The sequence below is a fragment of the Pseudomonas fluorescens group sp. genome, from assembly GCF_020093335.1.
GTDB lineage: Bacteria > Pseudomonadota > Gammaproteobacteria > Pseudomonadales > Pseudomonadaceae > Aquipseudomonas > Aquipseudomonas petroselini.
The window spans coordinates 120,151-139,656 of sequence record NZ_JAIOKW010000005.1 but is presented as its reverse complement, the minus strand read 5'-3'; the positions used below and the strand labels follow the sequence as shown (position 1 = coordinate 139,656).

Annotated in this window: 18 protein-coding genes; 11 read left to right on the top strand and 7 right to left on the bottom strand. The window is 61.3% G+C overall.

All coding sequences use genetic code 11. The features are described 5' to 3' along the window. Window positions 1-84 precede the first annotated feature (84 nt). Both K7431_RS08040 and K7431_RS08035 read right to left on the bottom strand, forming a co-directional pair. Window positions 85-984: a D-hexose-6-phosphate mutarotase gene (locus K7431_RS08040; protein ID WP_043206069.1), complete on the bottom strand. Its 900-nt coding sequence runs from the start codon at window positions 982-984 to the stop codon at window positions 85-87. A gap of 57 nt (window positions 985-1,041) precedes the next feature. After that, the gene (locus tag K7431_RS08035; RefSeq protein WP_003176975.1) at window positions 1,042-1,446 is read right to left on the bottom strand and encodes an acyl-CoA thioesterase; all 405 of its coding nucleotides are present in this window, start codon (window positions 1,444-1,446) and stop codon (window positions 1,042-1,044) included. Window positions 1,447-1,852: 406 nt separating this feature from the next. On the opposite strand from K7431_RS08035, the gene K7431_RS08030 reads away from it, so the two are divergent. The 8 genes from K7431_RS08030 (at window position 1,853) to K7431_RS07995 (ending at window position 12,085) form a co-directional block, all read left to right on the top strand. Beyond that, window positions 1,853-3,142, top strand: coding sequence for an MFS transporter (locus K7431_RS08030; RefSeq protein ID WP_015886582.1), 1,290 nt, complete (start codon window positions 1,853-1,855; stop codon window positions 3,140-3,142). 274 nt (window positions 3,143-3,416) lie between these two features. Next, on the top strand, window positions 3,417-4,403 hold the full coding sequence (locus K7431_RS08025; protein ID WP_015886581.1) for a phosphate ABC transporter substrate-binding protein PstS: 987 nt from the start codon (window positions 3,417-3,419) through the stop codon (window positions 4,401-4,403). Window positions 4,404-4,787: 384 nt separating this feature from the next. Further along, window positions 4,788-6,821, top strand: a complete 2,034-nt coding sequence (locus K7431_RS08020) for an ABC transporter permease subunit (protein ID WP_173390418.1) — start codon at window positions 4,788-4,790, stop codon at window positions 6,819-6,821. A gap of 15 nt (window positions 6,822-6,836) precedes the next feature. Further along, window positions 6,837-8,507 (top strand): phosphate ABC transporter permease PstA, encoded by a 1,671-nt coding sequence (gene pstA / locus K7431_RS08015; RefSeq protein ID WP_015886579.1) that lies wholly within the window; start codon window positions 6,837-6,839, stop codon window positions 8,505-8,507. Window positions 8,508-8,575: 68 nt separating this feature from the next. Then, window positions 8,576-9,409: a phosphate ABC transporter ATP-binding protein PstB gene (pstB, locus tag K7431_RS08010; RefSeq protein WP_015886578.1), complete on the top strand. Its 834-nt coding sequence runs from the start codon at window positions 8,576-8,578 to the stop codon at window positions 9,407-9,409. Window positions 9,410-9,479: 70 nt separating this feature from the next. After that, on the top strand, window positions 9,480-10,241 hold the full coding sequence (gene phoU, locus K7431_RS08005; RefSeq protein WP_015886577.1) for a phosphate signaling complex protein PhoU: 762 nt from the start codon (window positions 9,480-9,482) through the stop codon (window positions 10,239-10,241). Window positions 10,242-10,407: 166 nt separating this feature from the next. After that, on the top strand, window positions 10,408-11,319 hold the full coding sequence (locus K7431_RS08000; protein WP_015886576.1) for a response regulator: 912 nt from the start codon (window positions 10,408-10,410) through the stop codon (window positions 11,317-11,319). A 103-nt stretch (window positions 11,320-11,422) separates the two neighbouring features. Beyond that, window positions 11,423-12,085 carry a peptidoglycan DD-metalloendopeptidase family protein gene (locus K7431_RS07995; protein WP_015886575.1) on the top strand — a complete coding sequence of 221 codons (663 nt, stop codon included), beginning with the start codon at window positions 11,423-11,425 and terminating at the stop codon, window positions 12,083-12,085. Window positions 12,086-12,088: 3 nt separating this feature from the next. Here the strand turns inward: K7431_RS07995 and K7431_RS07990 are convergent, their stop codons facing one another. The 3 genes from K7431_RS07990 to phoB form a co-directional block, all read right to left on the bottom strand. Next, a complete protein-coding gene (locus tag K7431_RS07990; protein ID WP_015886574.1) occupies window positions 12,089-13,429 on the bottom strand; it encodes a hemolysin family protein in 1,341 nt (446 codons plus the stop codon). Between the two features lie 268 nt (window positions 13,430-13,697). Next, window positions 13,698-14,984 carry a phosphate regulon sensor histidine kinase PhoR gene (phoR, locus tag K7431_RS07985; RefSeq protein WP_232504885.1) on the bottom strand — a complete coding sequence of 429 codons (1,287 nt, stop codon included), beginning with the start codon at window positions 14,982-14,984 and terminating at the stop codon, window positions 13,698-13,700. Between the two features lie 73 nt (window positions 14,985-15,057). Next, window positions 15,058-15,747, bottom strand: a complete 690-nt coding sequence (gene phoB / locus K7431_RS07980) for a phosphate regulon transcriptional regulator PhoB (protein ID WP_003176964.1) — start codon at window positions 15,745-15,747, stop codon at window positions 15,058-15,060. 155 nt (window positions 15,748-15,902) lie between these two features. Between phoB and K7431_RS07975 the strand changes: the two genes are divergently transcribed. Further along, window positions 15,903-16,280 (top strand): COG4315 family predicted lipoprotein, encoded by a 378-nt coding sequence (locus tag K7431_RS07975; protein ID WP_015886572.1) that lies wholly within the window; start codon window positions 15,903-15,905, stop codon window positions 16,278-16,280. Window positions 16,281-16,398: 118 nt separating this feature from the next. Here K7431_RS07975 and ubiA read toward each other — a convergent pair whose 3' ends face one another. Next, window positions 16,399-17,289, bottom strand: a complete 891-nt coding sequence (gene ubiA, locus K7431_RS07970; RefSeq protein WP_015886571.1) for a 4-hydroxybenzoate octaprenyltransferase — start codon at window positions 17,287-17,289, stop codon at window positions 16,399-16,401. Next, a complete protein-coding gene (locus tag K7431_RS07965) occupies window positions 17,289-17,852 on the bottom strand; it encodes a chorismate--pyruvate lyase family protein (protein ID WP_015886570.1) in 564 nt (187 codons plus the stop codon). The genes ubiA and K7431_RS07965 overlap by 1 nt, the downstream gene beginning before the upstream one ends. Window positions 17,853-18,047: 195 nt before the next feature. On the opposite strand from K7431_RS07965, the gene K7431_RS07960 reads away from it, so the two are divergent. Together K7431_RS07960 and K7431_RS07955 are read left to right on the top strand one after the other, a co-directional pair. Then, window positions 18,048-18,215 (top strand): rubredoxin, encoded by a 168-nt coding sequence (locus K7431_RS07960; RefSeq protein ID WP_015886569.1) that lies wholly within the window; start codon window positions 18,048-18,050, stop codon window positions 18,213-18,215. Between the two features lie 36 nt (window positions 18,216-18,251). Further along, complete coding sequence (locus K7431_RS07955) at window positions 18,252-19,400, top strand: NAD(P)/FAD-dependent oxidoreductase (protein WP_015886568.1); 1,149 nt, start codon at window positions 18,252-18,254, stop codon at window positions 19,398-19,400. Window positions 19,401-19,506: the final 106 nt, after the last annotated feature.

Below are 19,506 nucleotides of genomic sequence, written 5' to 3'. Positions count from 1 at the left end.
CGATAGCAGTGGATCAGTCAGCACATTTGCTACTGATAGACAGCGATCGGGGGCAAGCCCCCTCCCACATTTTGATCGGCGTTCCTACAGGGCGACAGCGGTGATGCTCACGCCCAAGGTGTGGCTTTCACCTGGGGCCAGGCTCACCACATCATCCAGCACATTCGCCGTCTCGATGCACAGCATGCCCTGCCAGCCATCGTCGGCCATGTCGTCGAACGCCTTGGCGCGTTCGGTCCAGGGGTTCCAGATCACGGTCGATTTCGAGCCCTCGGCAGTGAGCTGAATGCGGCGCTGCCAGTCTTTATCGACAATATTCAGCTGGGACGGCGTGTCGAGGTAGATGCGGTCGGTTTCGGCGGTGAAGTGCAGCAGACCGGATTGCGTCTTCTCGGTCCAACCGTCGGCGGTGTCGATATAGGCCCCACCGTCCAGCCCTTCGACCTGCACGTTACGCACATCGCTGACGGCGAAGTAAGTGTGCAGCGCCTGGCTGAGTGTCACTGTCTCGGTACCACGGTTATGGCTGGTCAGGCGGATATGCAGTTGGTCGTCCAGCAGCAGGCTCAGGGTCAGGTCGACCTGATGAGGCCAGCCGGGGAAGCCGCCTGCGGGAACCGGTAGTTGCAGATCCACCCGCAGCGCTTCGCCTTCGAGTGTGGTGTCGGCTAATTCCCACAGTGCTGTACGCACAAAGCCGTGAGCACCGGCCGGCTGCTCGCTCTGGCGCATGGCCTTAACGCTCTGCGGGTTACGGTCAAACACGCCAAACCACGGCCAGCACACCGGTACGCCGGTACGAATGCCTTTGCCTTTCTTGAACATTGCCTCAGGGTTCGGCCAAATCAGCGGCTGCTCGCCCTCGCGCCCGTAACTGAATATATGTGCGCCCTGCTGGGCAATCATCAGCTCGGCGCCGTTGTGGCGGATGCGCCAGCAGTCCAGTTCGTCGATCTTTACGGTCTCAACGTGGGGCGTAGGCATAACAGACACTCTTAATGGCAGGCAATGGGGCAATTGACCGTCAAAAACCCGCGAGGTTTAACGCGCGCGTGAAGGCACGGAACGCGTGCGGCCGCTGCCATCGATAGCGACGAATACAAACACCGCCTCTGTCACCTTGCGCCATTCGCTGGACAGCGGGTCGTCGCTCCACACTTCGACCATCATCTGGATCGAGCTGCGGCCGATTTCCAGGGCCTGGGTATAGAAGGACAGCTGCGCACCGACCGCGACCGGTACCAGGAACGCCATTCGATCAATAGCCACGGTGGCCACGCGACCACCTGCCACCTTGCTGGCCATGGCGGTGCCGGCCAAGTCCATCTGGGCGACCAGCCAGCCGCCGAAGATATCGCCGAAACCGTTGGTTTCACGCGGCAGTGCGGTGATTTGCAGGGCGAGGTCGCCTTGCGGGATAGGATCTTCTTGTTCGAGTTCGATCATGCCGAGGGGCCTCTGACCCGTGACGCTTCATGGGTATTTCAAGTGGATAGCCGTCTTCGAAAAAAACGTTTCAGCACCAACATACACCGCGTGATGCGTTTCTCGTAAGGCGTACTAAAGGGAAACTCTGCCAAATCGGCTGGACGGCACCCAACGACGTTTTGGCACAGCAGCCCCTCAAGACTGCGGGTCTTGCGCTTGCAAGGGCCGAGTATATCGAGACCCTGGCGCCACGACGACCTCCCGGCGCTCATTTGGTCGGTAAATAGGCGCTGTATCGCGGCTTTTGCGCGCAACTGTTCTCCTGGCGCTGTGCTTTTACAAGCGATTTGCTATCTTGCCAGACCGCCGCAAGTCCCGGGCGTGCCGTCCTTATCAAGCTGACTACTATAAGAGAAGCCTTGCCATGTCCTCCGTGCCCGCAAGCAGTGCGCAACCGTCGCGCCCGCTGACCCGCAACGACTACAAAACCCTGTCGCTGTCTGCCTTGGGCGGGGCGCTGGAGTTTTATGATTTCATCATTTTCGTGTTTTTCGCCACCGTGGTCGGAAAACTCTTCTTCCCCGTCGACATGCCCGAATGGCTGCGCATGATGCAGACCTTTGGCATCTTCGCCGCCGGTTACCTGGCACGCCCGCTGGGCGGCATCATCATGGCGCACTTCGGTGACCTGCTGGGCCGCAAGAAGATGTTTACCCTGAGCATCTTCATGATGGCCGTGCCGACCCTGATCATGGGCCTGCTGCCAACCTACGCGCAGATCGGCCTGTGGGCGCCAGTCCTGTTGCTGCTGATGCGCATCATCCAGGGCGCGGCCATCGGTGGTGAAGTCCCGGGCGCCTGGGTGTTTGTTTCAGAGCACGTACCGCCACGCCACATCGGCTACGCCTGCGGCACGCTGACCAGCGGCCTGACTGCCGGGATCCTGCTGGGATCGCTGGTGGCCACTGCGATCAACACGCTTTATAGCCCGGAGCAGGTCTCGGATTACGCCTGGCGTATCCCGTTCCTGCTGGGTGGTGTGTTCGGCCTGCTGTCGGTGTACCTGCGCCGCTGGCTGCATGAAACCCCGATCTTCGCCGAGATGCAGCAGCGCAAGACCCTGGCCGCCGAGCTGCCATTGCGCGCCGTGCTGCGTGATCACCGCGGCGCCATCGTGTTGTCGATGCTGCTGACCTGGCTGCTGTCGGCCGGCGTCGTCGTGGTCATCCTGATGACCCCGACCGTGCTGCAGACGGTTTATCACTTCAGCCCAACCGTTGCACTGCAGGCCAACAGCCTGGCCATCGTCACCTTGAGCCTGGGCTGCATCGCCTCCGGCGCATTGGCCGACCGCTTTGGTGCTGGCCGCGTGCTGGTGGCCGGTTGCGCGCTGTTGCTCGCGACTTCCTGGACGCTTTACCACAGCCTCTTTGCGCATCCTGACTGGTTGTTCCCGCTGTACACCTTGACCGGCTTGTTCGTGGGCACCATCGGTGTGGTGCCGTATGTAATGGTCAAGGCCTTCCCGCCGGTAGTGCGTTTCAGTGGCTTGTCGTTCTCCTACAACGTGGCCTACGCCGTGTTCGGCGGCCTGACGCCGTTGGCGGTGTCGCTGCTGATGAAGGAAAGCCCGATGGGCCCGGCCTACTACGTAGCTGCCCTGTGTGTGATGGGGATGGCAGTGGGCGGGTATCTGTGGAAGCGCGGACGCTGACACCAACCCGATCCCCTGTGGCGAGGGAGCTTGCTCCCGCTGGGTCGCGAAGCGGCCCTGGTCTTTGTTCAAAAGAATGGGACTGCTGCGCAGTCCAGCGGGAGCAAGCTCCCTCGCCACAGTGACGGTGTTCATTCAATATTTTGCGCCTCATAAGCCTGCGCTTCTCAGTAGTGGCCTTTCATCTAATTGTCACATTGCGGACATAGAGTGTTCACACGGCCTCCCGATACTTGGCCCCGATCCAACTATCCCTATCTGCTAGGAGCAAGGCATGAAACTGAAACGTTTGATGGCGGCAATGACTTTTGTCGCTGCTGGCGTTGCGACCGCCAACGCGGTGGCCGCTGGTGTTGATCCGGCAATCCCGGCTTACGTTAAGACCACTGGTGTGTCGGGCAACTTGTCCAGCGTCGGTTCCGATACCTTGGCTAACCTGATGACCCTGTGGGCCGAGGGTTACAAAAAGGAATACCCGAACGTCAACATTCAGATTCAAGCTGCCGGCTCCGCTACCGCGCCACCTGCGCTGACTGAAGGCACCTCCAACCTGGGCCCGATGAGCCGCAAGATGAAGGACACCGAACTGGCGGCCTTCGAGCAGAAGTACGGCTACAAGCCAACCGCTATCCCGGTCGCCGTGGATGCCCTGGCGGTATTCGTGCACAAGGACAACCCGATCCAGCACCTGACCATGGAACAAGTCGACGCGATCTTCTCTTCGACTCGTCTGTGCGGCGCTAAAGCCGACGTGAAAACCTGGGGCGACCTGGGTGTGACCGGCGACCTGGCCAACAAGCCGGTGCAGTTGTTCGGTCGTAACTCGGTATCCGGCACCTACGGCTACTTCAAAGAAGAAGCCCTGTGCAAAGGCGACTACAAGCCAAACGTGAACGAACAACCAGGCTCGGCTTCGGTCGTGCAGTCGATCAGCTCCTCGCTGAACGGCATCGGTTACTCGGGCATCGGCTACAAGACCGCCAGCGTGAAGACCGTGGCCCTGGCCAAGAAAGGCAGCACTGACTTCATCGAAGACACCGAAGAAAACGCCCTGAACGGCAAATACCCGCTGTCGCGTTTCCTCTACGTGTACGTCAACAAAGCCCCGAACAAGCCGCTGGCCCCACTGGAAGCTGAGTTCGTGAAGCTTGTGCTGTCGAAGCAGGGCCAAGAAGTTGTGGTGAAAGACGGCTACATCCCACTGCCAGCCAAAGTCGCCGCCAAGGCGCTGGCTGACCTGGGCCTGAAAGAAGGCAACTGATTGCCTTTGCGGAGCCGGCCTGCCGGCTCCGCACCCGAATTTTCTAGTCCGCTGCCAGCCCTGCTTCGCGGCGGATTTGTTGCGTCACTGCACTGTCATCTTTCTGTCATACAGGATCGCTAGGGTGTGCGCATGAATGATCTGGCCAATTCCACCATGACGACGACTTCTCCCCCCAAGCGCATTGACTTCAATACGCCTGAGCTGCAACGCAAGCGCCGCATTCGCGCGCTCAAGGATCGCCTCACCCGTTGGTATGTGCTGGTCGGCGGCCTCGCCGTCCTCGGCGCCATCACTCTGATTTTCTTCTTCCTGGCCTATGTCGTCGCGCCGTTGTTCCAGGGCGCCTCGCTCACCAAGGAAGATGCGCTGACGCCCGCCTGGATGCAGGACGCCGGCAAGCCGCTATTGATCTCGCTCGAAGAACAGAACCAAGTCGCCATGCGGGTTTCCGACAAGGGCCAGGCGTTGTTCTTTGATGTGACGACTGGTGCCGAACTCAAGCGTGTCGACCTGCCGCTCCCGGCTGGCGTGACTGTCGTCTCCATAGGTGAAGACCAGCCGGGCAGCCCGCTGGTGATCCTCGGCTTGTCCAACGGCCAGTCCCTGGTGTTCCGCCATACCTATAAGGTGTCCTACCCGGACGGCAAGAAAACCATCTCTCCGGCGATCGAATACCCCTACGGTGAAACACCGATCGTGCTGGATGACGCTGGCCGCCCTCTGGAGCACGTCGCCCTCAACGCCACTGACACCTCGCTGGTGATTGCAGGCTCGGCCGGTTCGTACCTGAACGTGCTGACCCTGAGCCGCGAAGAAAACATGATGACCGGCGAAGTCACCAGCGAGCAGAAGCGTGTCGAACTGCCGCAAATGACCGAGCCGGTGAAGGCGATCTTTATCGACCCGCGCCAGCAATGGCTGTATGTGATCAACGGCCGCGCCCTCGCCGATGTGTTCAGCCTGCGCGACAAGAGCCTCAACGGTCGCTACAAACTGCTGGAAGACGGTAACGCCGAAGTCACCGCCAGTACGCAATTGGTGGGCGGTATCTCGTTGATCATTGGTAACTCCAAAGGCGGCCTGGCCCAGTGGTTCATGGCCCGTGATCCGGATGGCGAGCAGCGCTTCAAACAGATCCGTACTTTCCAGATGGGCACTACGCCCATCATTGAAATCTCCGCCGAAGAGCGCCGCAAAGGCTTCACCGCCCTCGACGCTTCCGGCAAGTTCGGCGTGTTCCACAGCACCGCCCACCGCACCCTGCTGGTGGACCCGGTGGTCGACGGCCAGGGCGTGTACGGCATGTCGCCGCGGGCCAACCGTGTGATTGTGGAAGCCGGCGGCAAGCTGCAACCGTTGCTGCTCGACAACCCGCACCCGGAAGTGTCCTGGAGCGCGCTGTGGAGCAAGGTCTGGTACGAAAACTACGACGAGCCCAAGTACGTCTGGCAATCGACCGCCGCCAACACCGACTTCGAACCCAAGATGAGCCTGGCCCCGCTGACCTTCGGCACCCTGAAGGCCGCGTTCTACGCCATGCTGCTGGCTGCGCCACTGGCCGTTGCCGCCGCGATCTACACCGCCTACTTCATGGCCCCGAGCCTGCGCCGCAAGGTCAAGCCGGTGATCGAATTGATGGAAGCGATGCCGACGGTCATCCTCGGCTTCTTCGCCGGGCTGTTCCTGGCGCCGTATGTCGAGGGGCATCTACCGGGTATTTTCAGCCTGCTGATGCTGTTGCCGATTGGCATCCTGGTGGCCGGCTTTGTGTTCAGCCGTTTGCCTGAGTCGATCCGCTTGCGGGTGCCGGATGGCTGGGAAAGCGCGATCCTGATCCCGGTGATCCTGTTCGTGGGTTGGCTCTCGCTGTACATGAGCCCGTACCTGGAAACCTGGTTCTTCGGCGGCGACATGCGCATGTGGATCTCCCACGACCTCGGCATCACCTACGACCAGCGCAATGCTCTGGTGGTCGGTTTGGCCATGGGTTTTGCGGTGATCCCGAACATCTACTCCATCGCCGAAGACGCCGTGTTCAGCGTGCCGCGTGGCCTGACCCTGGGCTCCCTGGCCCTCGGCGCCACGCCGTGGCAGACCATGACCCGCGTGGTCATCCTCACCGCCAGCCCGGGGATTTTCTCGGCGCTGATGATCGGCATGGGGCGCGCCGTCGGCGAGACCATGATCGTGTTGATGGCCACCGGTAACACCCCGGTGATGGAGATGAACCTGTTCGAGGGCCTGCGCACGCTGGCGGCGAACGTCGCGGTGGAAATGCCGGAATCGGAAGTCGGTGGCAGCCACTATCGTGTGCTGTTCCTTTCGGCGCTGGTGCTGCTGCTGTTCACCTTCATCATGAACACCCTCGCCGAGCTGATCCGTCAGCGTCTGCGCAAGAAATACTCGTCGCTTTAAGAAAGGTAGAAGTCTGTGAAACAGAACTCCCTGAATGGATGGTTCAAGAGCGGCGCCCCCGGCGTCTGGATCAGCGGTGGCGCGGTGTCCATCGCGGTCATCATGACCATTGGTTTGCTGGCCGTGATTGCGGTACGTGGCCTGGGCCACTTCTGGCCGGCCGACCTGATCCAGGCCAACTACAACGTACCGGGCCAGGAAAACCATATCGTCATCGGCGAAGTGGTGCAGAAAGAAGAAGTGCCGCGCGAGCGCCTGAAAAGCGCTGGCCTGCCGGTGCCGGACCAAGGCCCGGAGTTCATGACGCGCGAGCTGATCAAGGTCGGTAACCGCGACCTGAACGGCAACGACTTCACCTGGATCGTCGGCGAGTGGCTCAAGGACCAGACCACGCCTGCGAACCTGATGACCATCGAGCGGCGTGAGTGGGGCAATTTCTACGGCACCCTGGTCAACGTGAAGCAGGACGGCAAGGTGATCGCCGAAGGTGAGGCCGCGTGGCCGGAACTGCAGGCCCGTGTCGACCGTGTGAACAAGCTGGCCGCCCAGCTCAAGACCCTGGAAAAATCCGACATCGGCGCGATCAACGCCGGCCTGGAGCGTATCCGCCTGCATGGCCGCAAACTGGAACTGGAAGGCAAGCTCGACGCCGCCGCCCAGGCCGACATGGACGCTGACCGCGCCGAATTGAATGCCCGTTACCAGGACATCGAAGCGCGCCTGGCCGACCTGCACGCCCAGTTCAACCGTGACGCTTTGACCGCTCGCGATGGCAACGGCAAGGAAATTGAAATCGGCATCGGCAAAGTGGTGCACGCCTACCAGCCTAACGCCATGGGCACGATGACCAAGATTGGTTTCTACGTCAGCAAGGTCTGGGAATTCCTCAGCGACGACCCACGCGAAGCCAACACTGAAGGCGGGATCTTCCCGGCCATCTTTGGCACCGTGATGATGACCCTGATCATGGCGATGATCGTGACCCCGTTCGGCGTGCTGGCAGCGGTTTACCTGCGTGAATACGCCAAGCAGAACACCCTGACACGCATCATCCGTATCGCCGTGAACAACCTGGCCGGCGTACCGGCTATCGTCTACGGCGTGTTCGGCCTGGGTTTCTTCGTGTATGTATTGGGTGGCTCGGTTGACCGCCTGTTCTTCGCCGAGGCCCTGCCGGCCCCGACCTTCGGTACCCCGGGCCTGCTGTGGGCCTCGCTGACCCTGGCACTGCTGGCGGTGCCGGTGGTGATCGTGGCCACCGAAGAAGGCCTGGCGCGGATTCCCCGCACCGTGCGTGAAGGTTCCCTGGCACTCGGCGCGACCAAGGCGGAAACGTTGTGGAAGATCGTGCTGCCGATGGCCAGCCCGGCGATGATGACCGGCATGATCCTCGCCGTGGCCCGCGCCGCCGGTGAAGTGGCGCCGCTGATGTTGGTGGGCGTGGTGAAACTGGCGCCGTCGCTGCCGCTGGACGGTAACTACCCGTACCTGCACCTGGACCAGAAGATCATGCACCTGGGCTTCCATATTTATGACGTCGGCTTCCAGAGCCCCAACGTCGAAGCCGCACGGCCGCTGGTGTACGCCACTGCCTTGCTGCTGGTGCTGGTGATCGCCACGCTCAACTTGTCGGCGGTGTGGATCCGTAACCACCTGCGCGAAAAATACAAAGCGCTAGACAGCTAAAGCTTTTCAATGTGGGAGGGGGGCTTGCCCCCTCCCACACACAAAATTGGTAGCACAGGGAGCCTCCCATGCAACATGACACCCATTCCCACGGCATCAACATGTCTGCCCTGGGTCGCGACAAGCAGAGCCTGAGCCTGGCCCAGGAAACCGTGGCCATCGAAGTGCCGGGCCTGAGCCTGTACTACGGTGAAAAGCAGGCGCTGTTCGACGTCAGCATGAACATCCCCAAGCAGCGCGTGACCGCCTTTATCGGCCCGTCGGGCTGCGGCAAGTCCACGCTGCTGCGCACCTTCAACCGCATGAACGACCTGGTGGACGGTTGCCGCGTCGACGGTGCCATCAACCTCTACGGCACCAACATCTACCGCAAGGGCGAAGACGTGGCTGAGCTGCGTCGCCGGGTGGGCATGGTGTTCCAGAAGCCCAACCCGTTCCCCAAGACCATCTACGAAAACGTGGTCTATGGCCTGCGTATCCAGGGCATCAACAAAAAACGCATCCTCGACGAAGCGGTGGAGTGGGCCCTCAAGGGCGCGGCCCTGTGGGACGAGGTCAAGGACCGCCTGCACGAATCGGCGCTCGGCCTGTCTGGCGGCCAGCAGCAGCGTCTGGTGATCGCCCGTACCATCGCGGTGGAACCGGAAGTGCTGTTGCTCGACGAGCCCTGCTCGGCCCTCGATCCGATCTCGACGCTGAAAGTCGAAGAGCTGATCTACGAGCTCAAGTCCAAGTTCACCATCGTCATCGTGACCCACAACATGCAACAGGCGGCGCGGGTTTCCGACTACACCGCGTTCATGTACATGGGCAAGCTGGTGGAATTCGGCGACACCGATACCCTGTTCACCAATCCGGCGAAGAAGCAGACCGAAGACTACATCACCGGTCGCTACGGCTAGGAAGCTGTGGTTCTGATTGCACTGACGCTGCGGTTCTCCGCACCTTACCGGACGCTCCAAGGACGCCAACATGATTAGCAAAGAAGGCCTTACCCACCACATCTCCGCGCAGTTCAACGCCGAGCTCGAGGAAGTGCGCAGCCACCTCCTGGCGATGGGCGGGCTGGTGGAGAAGCAAGTCAACGACGCTGTGACTGCGCTGATCGAGGCCGACTCGGGCCTGGCCCAGCAAGTGCGCGAGATCGACGACCAGATCAACCAGATGGAACGCAACATCGACGAAGAATGCCTGCGCATTCTTGCGCGTCGCCAGCCGGCGGCGTCCGACCTGCGGTTGATCATCAGCATCTCCAAGTCGGTGATTGACCTGGAGCGCATCGGCGACGAAGCCACCAAGATCGCCCGCCGTGCCATTCAGCTGTGCGAAGAAGGCGAAGCGCCGCGCGGTTACGTGGAAGTGCGCCATATCGGCGATCAGGTGCGCAACATGGTGCGCGATGCCCTCGATGCATTCGCGCGTTTTGACGCCGAACTGGCGTTGTCGGTGGCCCAGTACGATAAGGTCATCGACCGCGAATACAAGACCGCCCTGCGTGAGCTGGCGACCTACATGATGGAAGACCCGCGCTCTATCTCGCGGGTCTTGAGCATCATCTGGGTGCTGCGCTCCTTGGAGCGGATCGGCGACCACGCGCGTAATATCTCGGAACTGGTGATCTACCTGGTGCGCGGCACCGACGTACGGCACATGGGCCTCAAGCGCATGAAGGCTGAAGTTGAAGGTTCGGTTGATCAAATCCCTAATGTTCCGGGCGAATCTGACGATAAGTAAGTTGCCCGAGAAATTAACGCCCGGCCTCTGGCCGGGCGTTTTCGTTTGTGGTGCCTGACTTTTTCAAGTCGGGTAAAAGAAAGTCCGAACGTGACTGCAGAGTTTTTGGCAAAATGCCATCAGTCAGGCGTTTTGCGTGCCGAAGTTTTTATAGGATGAAGGGTCGATGAGTAAAGTCAGTGTATTGGTGGTGGATGACGCCTCGTTTATCCGCGACCTGGTGAAGAAGTGCCTGCGCAACTACTTCCCAGGGATCAAGCTTGAAGACGCGGTGAACGGCAAAAAGGCCCAGGCCATCCTGATGCGCGAGACCTTCGACCTGGTGCTGTGCGACTGGGAAATGCCGGAGATGTCCGGGCTTGAGCTGTTGACCTGGTGCCGCGAGCAACCTCACCTCAAAGCCATGCCGTTCGTGATGGTGACCAGCCGTGGCGACAAGGAAAACGTGGTCCAGGCCATCCAGGCCGGGGTTTCCGGCTACGTCAGCAAACCGTTCACCAACGAGCAGTTGCTGAACAAGGTCAAGCAGGCCCTGCACAAGATCGGCCGCCTCGACGCCCTGGTCGCCAGCGCACCGACCAAAATGAATTCGGCCTTTGGCAACGATTCCCTCAGCGCCCTGACTGGCGGCAAGCCCGAAGTGGCACGTGCAGCGCCGGTTGCGGCAGCCGCGCCTGCGCTCAACAAAGGCTTGCTCAACAGCCCGCCGGTGCAAGCGGCGGCGACGGCGGCGCCGGCAGGAGGGCGTGGCCAAGGCCAATTGCGCCTGTCCAGCGGTACCCAGCAATGCGTGATCAAGGCGCTGAGCATCAAGGAAGCGCTGCTGGTGGTGCGTCGCGGCGAAGTCCTGCCTCAGGTACTGGAAAGCGCCGTGCTCGACCTGGAACAAGGCGATAACGCCGAAGTGGCCCGTCTCAACGGCTACCTGCACGCCATCGTTGCCTTCGAACCCAAGCCTGACAGCGATTGGCTGCAACTGACCTTCCGGTTTATCGACCAGGATGCGCAGAAGCTCGATTACATCTCCCGCCTGATCGCGCGGGGTACGGCGCAGAAGCATTTTGTGCCGGGTGCCTGATTTGTCGTGAGCGGGCTTGCCCCGCGCGGGGCAAGCCCGCTCACTACAGACTGTAACGATCGCTTGCTAATCTTCCGTCCAGTCATATCGGCAGGTTTACGCCATGCTCATGCGCTTATTGCTGTGTTGCGGGCTGGCAACGGTCGCCACTTCGACCCAGGCCATGACCCTCTACAAATCCACCGATGCCAATGGCGTGGTGTTTTTCAGCGACCGGCAAACCCCTGGCGCCCAGGCGTTCGTGATCCAAGAGCGCAAGGTCGAACGGCCGATACTCGATAGGCCGAAATCCCGTTACGTACCCCAGGCCTACCGCTACCCCTTGCCCTGGCGCGGCGGCCCGTTCCGCATGACACAGGGCCCCAACGGCACCTTCAGCCATACCGACGCCAAAAGCCGCTACGCCATGGACATCGCCATGCCCGAAGGCACGCCGATCATCGCCGCACGCAGCGGCATGGTGGTGAAAACCGAAAACGAGCAAGCCGGGCGGGGCAACGATGCGTCAGGGAATTTTGTGCGGGTACGTCACGATGACGGTACCGAGGGCGTGTACCTGCACCTCAAGCAAGGCTCGGTCAGTGTCAGGGTTGGGCAGCGTGTTGCGGTAGGAAGCCCGCTGGCGTTGTCGGGCAATACCGGCAACAGCAGCGGGCCGCATCTGCATTTTGTGGTGCAGCGCGCCACTGAGGCGGGATTGGTGTCGATCCCGTACGAGTTCAACCAACCCGTCGGCGCATTGCCCAATTTTGCATTGGGCAATTGACGGTCAATCCAGCAGCAGGACCTTGGCCAATACGATCTTCGGCCCTTTCATCTTTTTGATGATGATCCGCAAACCTTCAACCTCCAGCACCTCTTCCTCTTCCGGCACGCGCTTGAGGGTGTCGTAGATCAGGCCGGCCAGGGTTTCGGCCTCGATGTGGTCCAGGTCCACTCCCAGCAGGCGTTCGACCTTGAACAGCGGGGTGTCGCCCCGCACCAGCAGCTTGCCCGGCTGGTAGGCCAGGATGCCGCGCTCGGCCTTGCGGTGTTCGTCCTGGATATCGCCCACCAGGACTTCCAACACGTCTTCCATGGTGAGGTAGCCAATGATCTTGCCGTCGGCTTCTTCCACCAGGGCGAAATGCGCGCCGCCTTTGCGGAACTGCTCCAGCAATTGCGACAACGGCATGTGCCGCGACACACGCTCAAGCGGGCGAGTCAGCTCGGCCAAGTTGAACGACTCAGGAATATGGTCCAGGGCCGCCAGTTCCAGCAGCAGGTCCTTGATGTGCAAAAGGCCCACGAACTCGTTGCGTACTGCGTCATACACCGGGTAACGGCTGAATTTATGGCGACGGAACAGCGCGAGGATTTCCTTGAGCGGGGCGTTGAAGTCCAGGGTGACCAGGTCTTCCCGGGAGTTGGCCCAGTCCACCACTTCCAGCTCGCCCATTTCCACGGCGGAGGCGAGTACGCGCATGCCTTGGTCGCTCGGGTCCTGGCCCCGGCTGGAGTGCAGGATCAGCTTGAGTTCTTCGCGGCTGTAATGGTGTTCGTGGTGCGGGCCAGGCTCGCCTTGGCCGGCGATGCGCAGGATGGCGTTGGCGCTGGCGTTGAGCAGGTAGATCGCCGGGTACATGGCCCAGTAGAACAGGTACAGCGGCACCGCCGTCCACAGCGACAGCAGTTCGGGCTTGCGAATGGCCCAGGACTTGGGCGCCAGTTCACCGACCACGATGTGCAGGTAGGAAATCACGAAGAACGCGGCGAAGAACGACACGCCCTTGATCACTTCCGGCGACTCGACACCCGCGGCGCCCAGCAGCGGCTCGAGGATGTGCGCAAACGCCGGCTCACCGACCCAGCCCAGGCCCAGGGAGGCGAGGGTGATACCCAGCTGGCAGGCCGACAGGTAAGCGTCGAGCTGGCTGTGCACGGTGCGCAGGATCTGCCCGCGCCAGCCGTTGGTATGGGCGATGGCCTCGACCCGCGTGGAACGCAGTTTGACCATGGCAAATTCCGCCGCAACGAAGAAACCGTTGAGCAGTACCAGGACCAGTGCAAAAAGAATCATGCCGAAGTCGGCGAAGAGTGTAGCGAGGGTGATGCCAGGGGAAGGGTCCATGATGGGGTTTTGCAGGTTCCGTGTGTTCAATAAGAGGTGACGAAAGGGCCTGAAAGACAGGCGCAAGTCGGCCAATGTAGCGGCTGACGGGGCGCTTGCCTAGTGCCCACTGCCGGGTGGGGCCTGGAATGCCTACTTCAAAACCATACAAATCCAATGTGGGAGGGGGCTTGCCCCCGATGACGGTGTGTCAGTTGATTCATCTATCACTGACCCGCCGCTATCGGAGGCAAGCCCCCTGCCACATTAGATTTGTATCGACGTCGGGTTATTCATCATTTCCGATCACCCGCGAACGCGTCATCTGCCCCGGAGGAAAATGGCAGGTGAACGTACTGCCATGCCCCAGCACGCTGCTGATTTCCAGGCGTGCACGGTGGCGTAGCAGCACATGCTTGACGATCGCCAGGCCAAGCCCGGTGCCGCCGGTGTTGGAGTTGCGGCTGGAGTCGACGCGGTAGAACCGCTCGGTCAGGCGCGGCAGGTGCTTGGCGTCGATGCCGATGCCGGAGTCTTGCACGCTCAAGTGTGCGCCCTGTTCATCGGCCCACCAGCGGATGCGGATATTGCCTTTGTCCTGGGTGTACTTGACCGCGTTGAACACCAGGTTGGAAAACGCGCTGCGCAACTCACCTTCGCTGCCTTTGAGCAGGACGGTCGGGTCGGCTTCCAGGGTGATCTGCTGCCCACGTTGGCCGGAGAGGGCCTGGGCGTCGTTCTTGATCGTCTGCAACAGGCTCTGCACCGCCACCGGATGGTTATCCGACGGGTAGTCGGTGGCCTCCAGCTTGGCCAGCAACAGCAGGTCGTTGAGCAGTGTCTGCATGCGTGAGCCTTGCTGCTGCATTTGCTGCAGGGCGCGGCTCCAGCGCGGGTTGATCTCGTCGACGTTGTCCAGCAGCGTCTCCAGGTAACCGCAGATCACCGTCAAGGGCGTACGCAGTTCGTGGGAAACGTTGGCGACGAAGTCCTTGCGCATCTGTTCCAGCTGGTGAATGCGGGTGACGTCGCGTACCAGCATCAGGTGTTCATTGTTGCCGTAGCGCGTCAGGTACAGCTGGATGCGTACGCGGTCATTGGTGGGCGAGGGGATTTCCAGGGCCTCTTCGTAGTTCTCCTGTTCGAAGTACTCCTTGAAGCGTGGGTGGCGCACCAGGTTGGTCACCGGCTGGCCGCTGTCCTGGGGCGTCTTGAGGCCCAGCAGGGTCTCGGCGGCGCGGTTCCACCATTCCAGGTTGCCGTCGCTGTCGAGCATGATCACCGCGTCCTTGAGCGCGGCGGTCGACTCCTGCACCCGGTCGATCACCGCTTGCAGGCGCCCGCGCACCCGTTGGTCGCGGCGTTGCAGGTGGTAGATGCTGTCGAACACCTCGCCCCACAGGCCGTAGCCGTCGGGAGGTGCTTCGTCGGGTTTGTGCTGGCGCAGCCATTCATGCAGGCGCAGCAATTGCTTGAGGGTCCAGCCCAGGTACACGGCGATACCGACGGCCAGGCTCCAGCCGTAGTAACCACTTACCAAGCCGACCAACAAGCAGCCGGTGATCAGCAAAAGCATGTGGCGGATCAGGGTGCCATGCCAGTTTTGATTCACTTGAACATGCGTCCTTGTCAGCGTTTAAGTCAGGCTCTCAGCCTTTGGTGGAGAAGCGGTAGCCAGTGCCGCGCACGGTTTGTACCAGATTCTCGTAGGCATCGCCCAAGGCTTTGCGCAGACGACGGATATGCACGTCGACGGTGCGTTCTTCCACATACACGTTGCCGCCCCACACCTGGTCCAGCAATTGGCCGCGGGTATAGGCGCGCTCTTGGTGGGTCATGAAGAATTGCAGCAGGCGGTATTCGGTCGGGCCCATCTCGGCCGGCTTGCCATCGATGGTCACGCGGTGGCTGATCGGGTCCAGCAGCAGGCCGCCGACTTCGATGGGGGCTTCGCCATCGGTCGGCCCGGCACGGCGCAGTACGGCCTTCAGACGCGCAACCAGCTCCCGTGGGGAAAACGGCTTGGTGATGTAGTCATCCGCGCCGACTTCCAGGCCCTGGATCTTGTTGTCCTCTTCGCCCTTGGCGGTGAGCATGATGATCGGGATGTCCCCCGTCAGCTCGTCCCGCTTGAGACGGCGGGCCAGCTCGATGCCGGAGGTGCCGGGCAGCATCCAGTCCAGCAGGATCAGGTCCGGCTTGCGGTCGACGATAATGGCATGGGCCTGCTGGGAGTTCTCCGCCTCCAGGCAGTCATAGCCGGCCATTTCCAACGCAACGGCGATCATCTCGCGGATGGGCGCTTCGTCGTCAACAATCAGAATGCTCCTGCCAACCATGCTCAAAAATCCTCTTGTCATTTAACTGTCTTGCGCCGCATTAGATAACGGAATTATTGCAGTCGTGTGACAGTAATTTAGTCGCTCGGGCAATTTGCGCCTCTCTGGGCTACGCTTTGGGTCCGAATCCTGACAACCACAAAAGGAAGGTTCCGATGACGTACAGCACAATTTCCTGGAAAGCCCTGCTGGTAACGGCGGCGTTGACGCTGCCGACCCTGGCGTTCGCGGCAGAGCCGGCGATGACTCAAGACGGGATGCTGGTCGACCACAAGGGCATGACCCTTTATACCTTCGATAAGGATGCCGACGGCAAGTCAGTGTGCAAGGACCAGTGCGCGACCAACTGGCCGCCGTTGAAGGCGGAGTCCACCGACAAGTCGATGGGCAAATGGACGGTTATCACCCGCGACGACCAGACCAGTCAGTGGGCCTATGGCGGCAAGCCGGTCTACACCTACAAGGATGATAAAAAGGCCGGTGACAAGACCGGTGATGGCAAGGGTGGCGTTTGGCATGTGATCAAGCCTTGAGCCTGCGGCGCCGCTGAGATCCTGGCGAGCAAGCCCGCGCCCACATTTGAATGCATTCCAAATGTGGGAGGGGGCTTGCCCCCGATGGCGTCAGCCCAGTCACCCCAAATAACGGCACCTAGCGAAATGCGTAATCCGCCACAATCCCGACAAATATCGCCAACCCGGCCCAGTGGTTGTGCAAAAACGCCTTGAAGCACTTCATCCGATCCTTGTCCCGGGTGTACCAGAACTCCCAGGCAAAACAGCCCGCCGCCGCCAGCAACCCCAGGTGGAACCACCCGCCCAGCTCAAATCGCGCCCCCGCCAATAGCAGGCACACCAGCGACAGGCCTTGCAGGGTAAGAATGATCACGCGATCGGCATCGCCAAACAGAATGGCCGTGGACTTCACGCCGATCTTCAAGTCGTCATCGCGGTCGGTCATGGCGTAATAGGTGTCGTAGCCCACCGTCCACAGCAGGTTGGCGATGTATAGCAGCCATGCGGTCGCGGGCAAATCACCGGTCTCGGCGGTGAACGCCATCGGCATGCCCCACGAGAATGCCGCCCCCAACACCACCTGCGGGTAATAGGTGTAGCGCTTCATGAACGGGTAGCTTGCCGCCAGGGCCAGACCACCGAGGGACAGCAGGATAGTCGTGGCGTTGGTCAACAATACCAGCAGGAAGCTGATGCCCATCAGCACTGCGAAAAACACCAGCGCCTCTTTCGAACTGATCTTGCCGCTCACCAGCGGGCGCTGTTCGGTGCGTTTTACGTGGCCGTCGACCTTACGGTCGGCCCAGTCATTGATCACGCAGCCGCCGGCCCGGGTCAGCACCACGCCCAGCACAAAAATCACGATATTGATTAAAGAGGGCGACCCCTTGCCCGCGATCCACAGCGCCCACAGCGTCGGCCACAGCAGCAGGTAGATGCCGATGGGCTTGTCCATGCGGGTCAACTGAACGAAATCCCAGGCCCTGGGGTTCAGGTGGTTAAGGGATTTGAGCAGACGTTGGTACATCAGCAGTTCTCCGGATGGGCGTGCAGTGCGTGCCAGAAGCTGGGCAAAAAGATCTCCGCGACCAGCACGCTCAGCGGCCCGCGATCGAAGCGTGAGCGGCGCCCCCACAGCCCGTCGACCTGATCGGCCGTGGGCAACCAGTGCCGTGGGTAATGGCACACCTCGATGGCCTGGCGCGTGAAGGCTTGGTCGCAGAACAGCAACTCGCCCAGCGAGCGGCTGCCCAGTTCATCCATATGCAAGCCGTCGCCCTGCAAGGCGCTGCGCGCCGCGACACTGCGCGCGAACACCCACGGTTGGCCATTGCCGCGCAAATACACCTCGCGCACCCAACCGATGCTGGACGGCGCCAGTGCCAGGGCAGCACATTCGTCATCGCGCAGCGGCTGCCAGCCTTCGAACAGTGGCGTCACGCTGAAACCGTCGTTGGACAGCCACGTCAGCCGCCGCGTCAGCGAGTCTTCGTTGAACAGCCAATTGAGGGTCAACGGCGCGGGCGCAGGGGTCAGAAGGCTCTGGATCAGCCATTGGCAAGCATCGGGAGGGACGATTGAGTGCGGCACGGTGAGTCAGTATTGGCAGCAAAAGAGGCGGCGAGCTTACCATGGCGTCCTGGGTGTTTGCCGGACTGAACCGGCTGCTTGCGTCGATCGTGCTTGCATCTGCCGGCCCTGATCAGTACAAAACGCCCTGAGCCGTACGGCAACGCGTGTCTATCGACCGTCGGCCAAGATGCCTGGACCCTGAGGAAGCAAGTAATGAAGAAGTGGCAATGTGTAGTCTGTGGCCTGATCTATGACGAAAAAGACGGCTGGCCGGATGACGGAATTCTGCCTGGTACTCGTTGGGAGGACGTCCCGGAAGACTGGCTGTGCCCGGACTGCGGCGTGGGCAAAATGGATTTCGAAATGATCGAAATCGGCTAATTTTGGTTTTCAGATAAGTACTACAAGGAGAAAGGAATGAACGCACCTGTCGTGATCATCGGCACAGGATTGGCCGGTTACAACGTGGCCCGGGAGTTTCGCAAGCTCGACAGCGAGACCCCATTGCTGCTGATCACCGCGGATGACGGGCGCTCCTACTCCAAGCCCATGCTCTCCACCGGCTTTGGCAAGAACAAGGAAGCCGATGGCCTGAGCATGGCTGAACCCGGCGCCATGGCTGAGCAACTCAAGGCCGAAGTGCGTACTCACACCCGCGTCAGCGGCATCGACCCCGGCCATAAGCGCCTGTGGATCGGCGAGGAGGCGGTGGTTTACCGTGACCTGATCCTGGCCTGGGGCGCAGAAACCGTGCGCGTGCCGGTTGAAGGCGATGCGGCTGAACTGATTTTCCCGATCAACGACCTCGAAGACTACGCCCGCTTTCGTGCCGCCGCTGCCGGTAAGCGCCGCGTGCTGCTGCTCGGTGCCGGCCTGATCGGCTGCGAGTTCGCCAACGACCTGATCCTTGGCGGTTATGAAATCGACCTGGTGGCGCCGTGCGAGCAGGTCATGCCGACCCTGCTGCACCCGGCGGCCGCCGCCGCAGTACAGGCCGGTCTGGAAGGCCTCGGCGCGCGCTTCCACCTGGGCCCGGTGCTCAATCGGCTACAGCGCACCGATGACGGCCTGGAAGCGCATCTGTCGGACGGTGAAGTGATCGCCTGCGACCTGGTGGTCTCCGCCATCGGCCTGCGTCCACGTGTCGACTTGGCCGCTGCTGCAGGCCTGCAGACCAACCGGGGGATCATGGTGGACCGCCACCTCAAGACCTCCCACGCCAACATCTACGCCCTGGGCGACTGCGCCGAGGTCGACGGCTTGAACCTGCTGTACGTGATGCCACTGATGAGCTGCGCCCGCGCCCTGGCCCAGACCCTGGCCGGCAACGCCACGGCGGTCAGCTACGGGCCGATGCCGGTGACCGTCAAGACGCCGGTCTGCCCGTTGGTGGTCTCGCCCCCGCCACGCGGCACCGAAGGCGTGTGGAGCGTGGAAGGTGAGGGCGCCGACATCAAGGCCCTGTGCCGCGACGCCAGTGGCCGCCTGCTGGGGTATGCACTGACCGGCACTGCGGTGATGGAAAAACTGGCCCTCAATAAAGAACTTCCGCCATTGCTGGCGTAAATACCGGTCGTTCTGTCGGAATAAGCACGTTTTTCCCCTTAGAAAGGTCGTCGCGAGACTGGCGGAGCGTGCGAGGGCATGCCATCCTCACTCCCGTCTGCCGCAG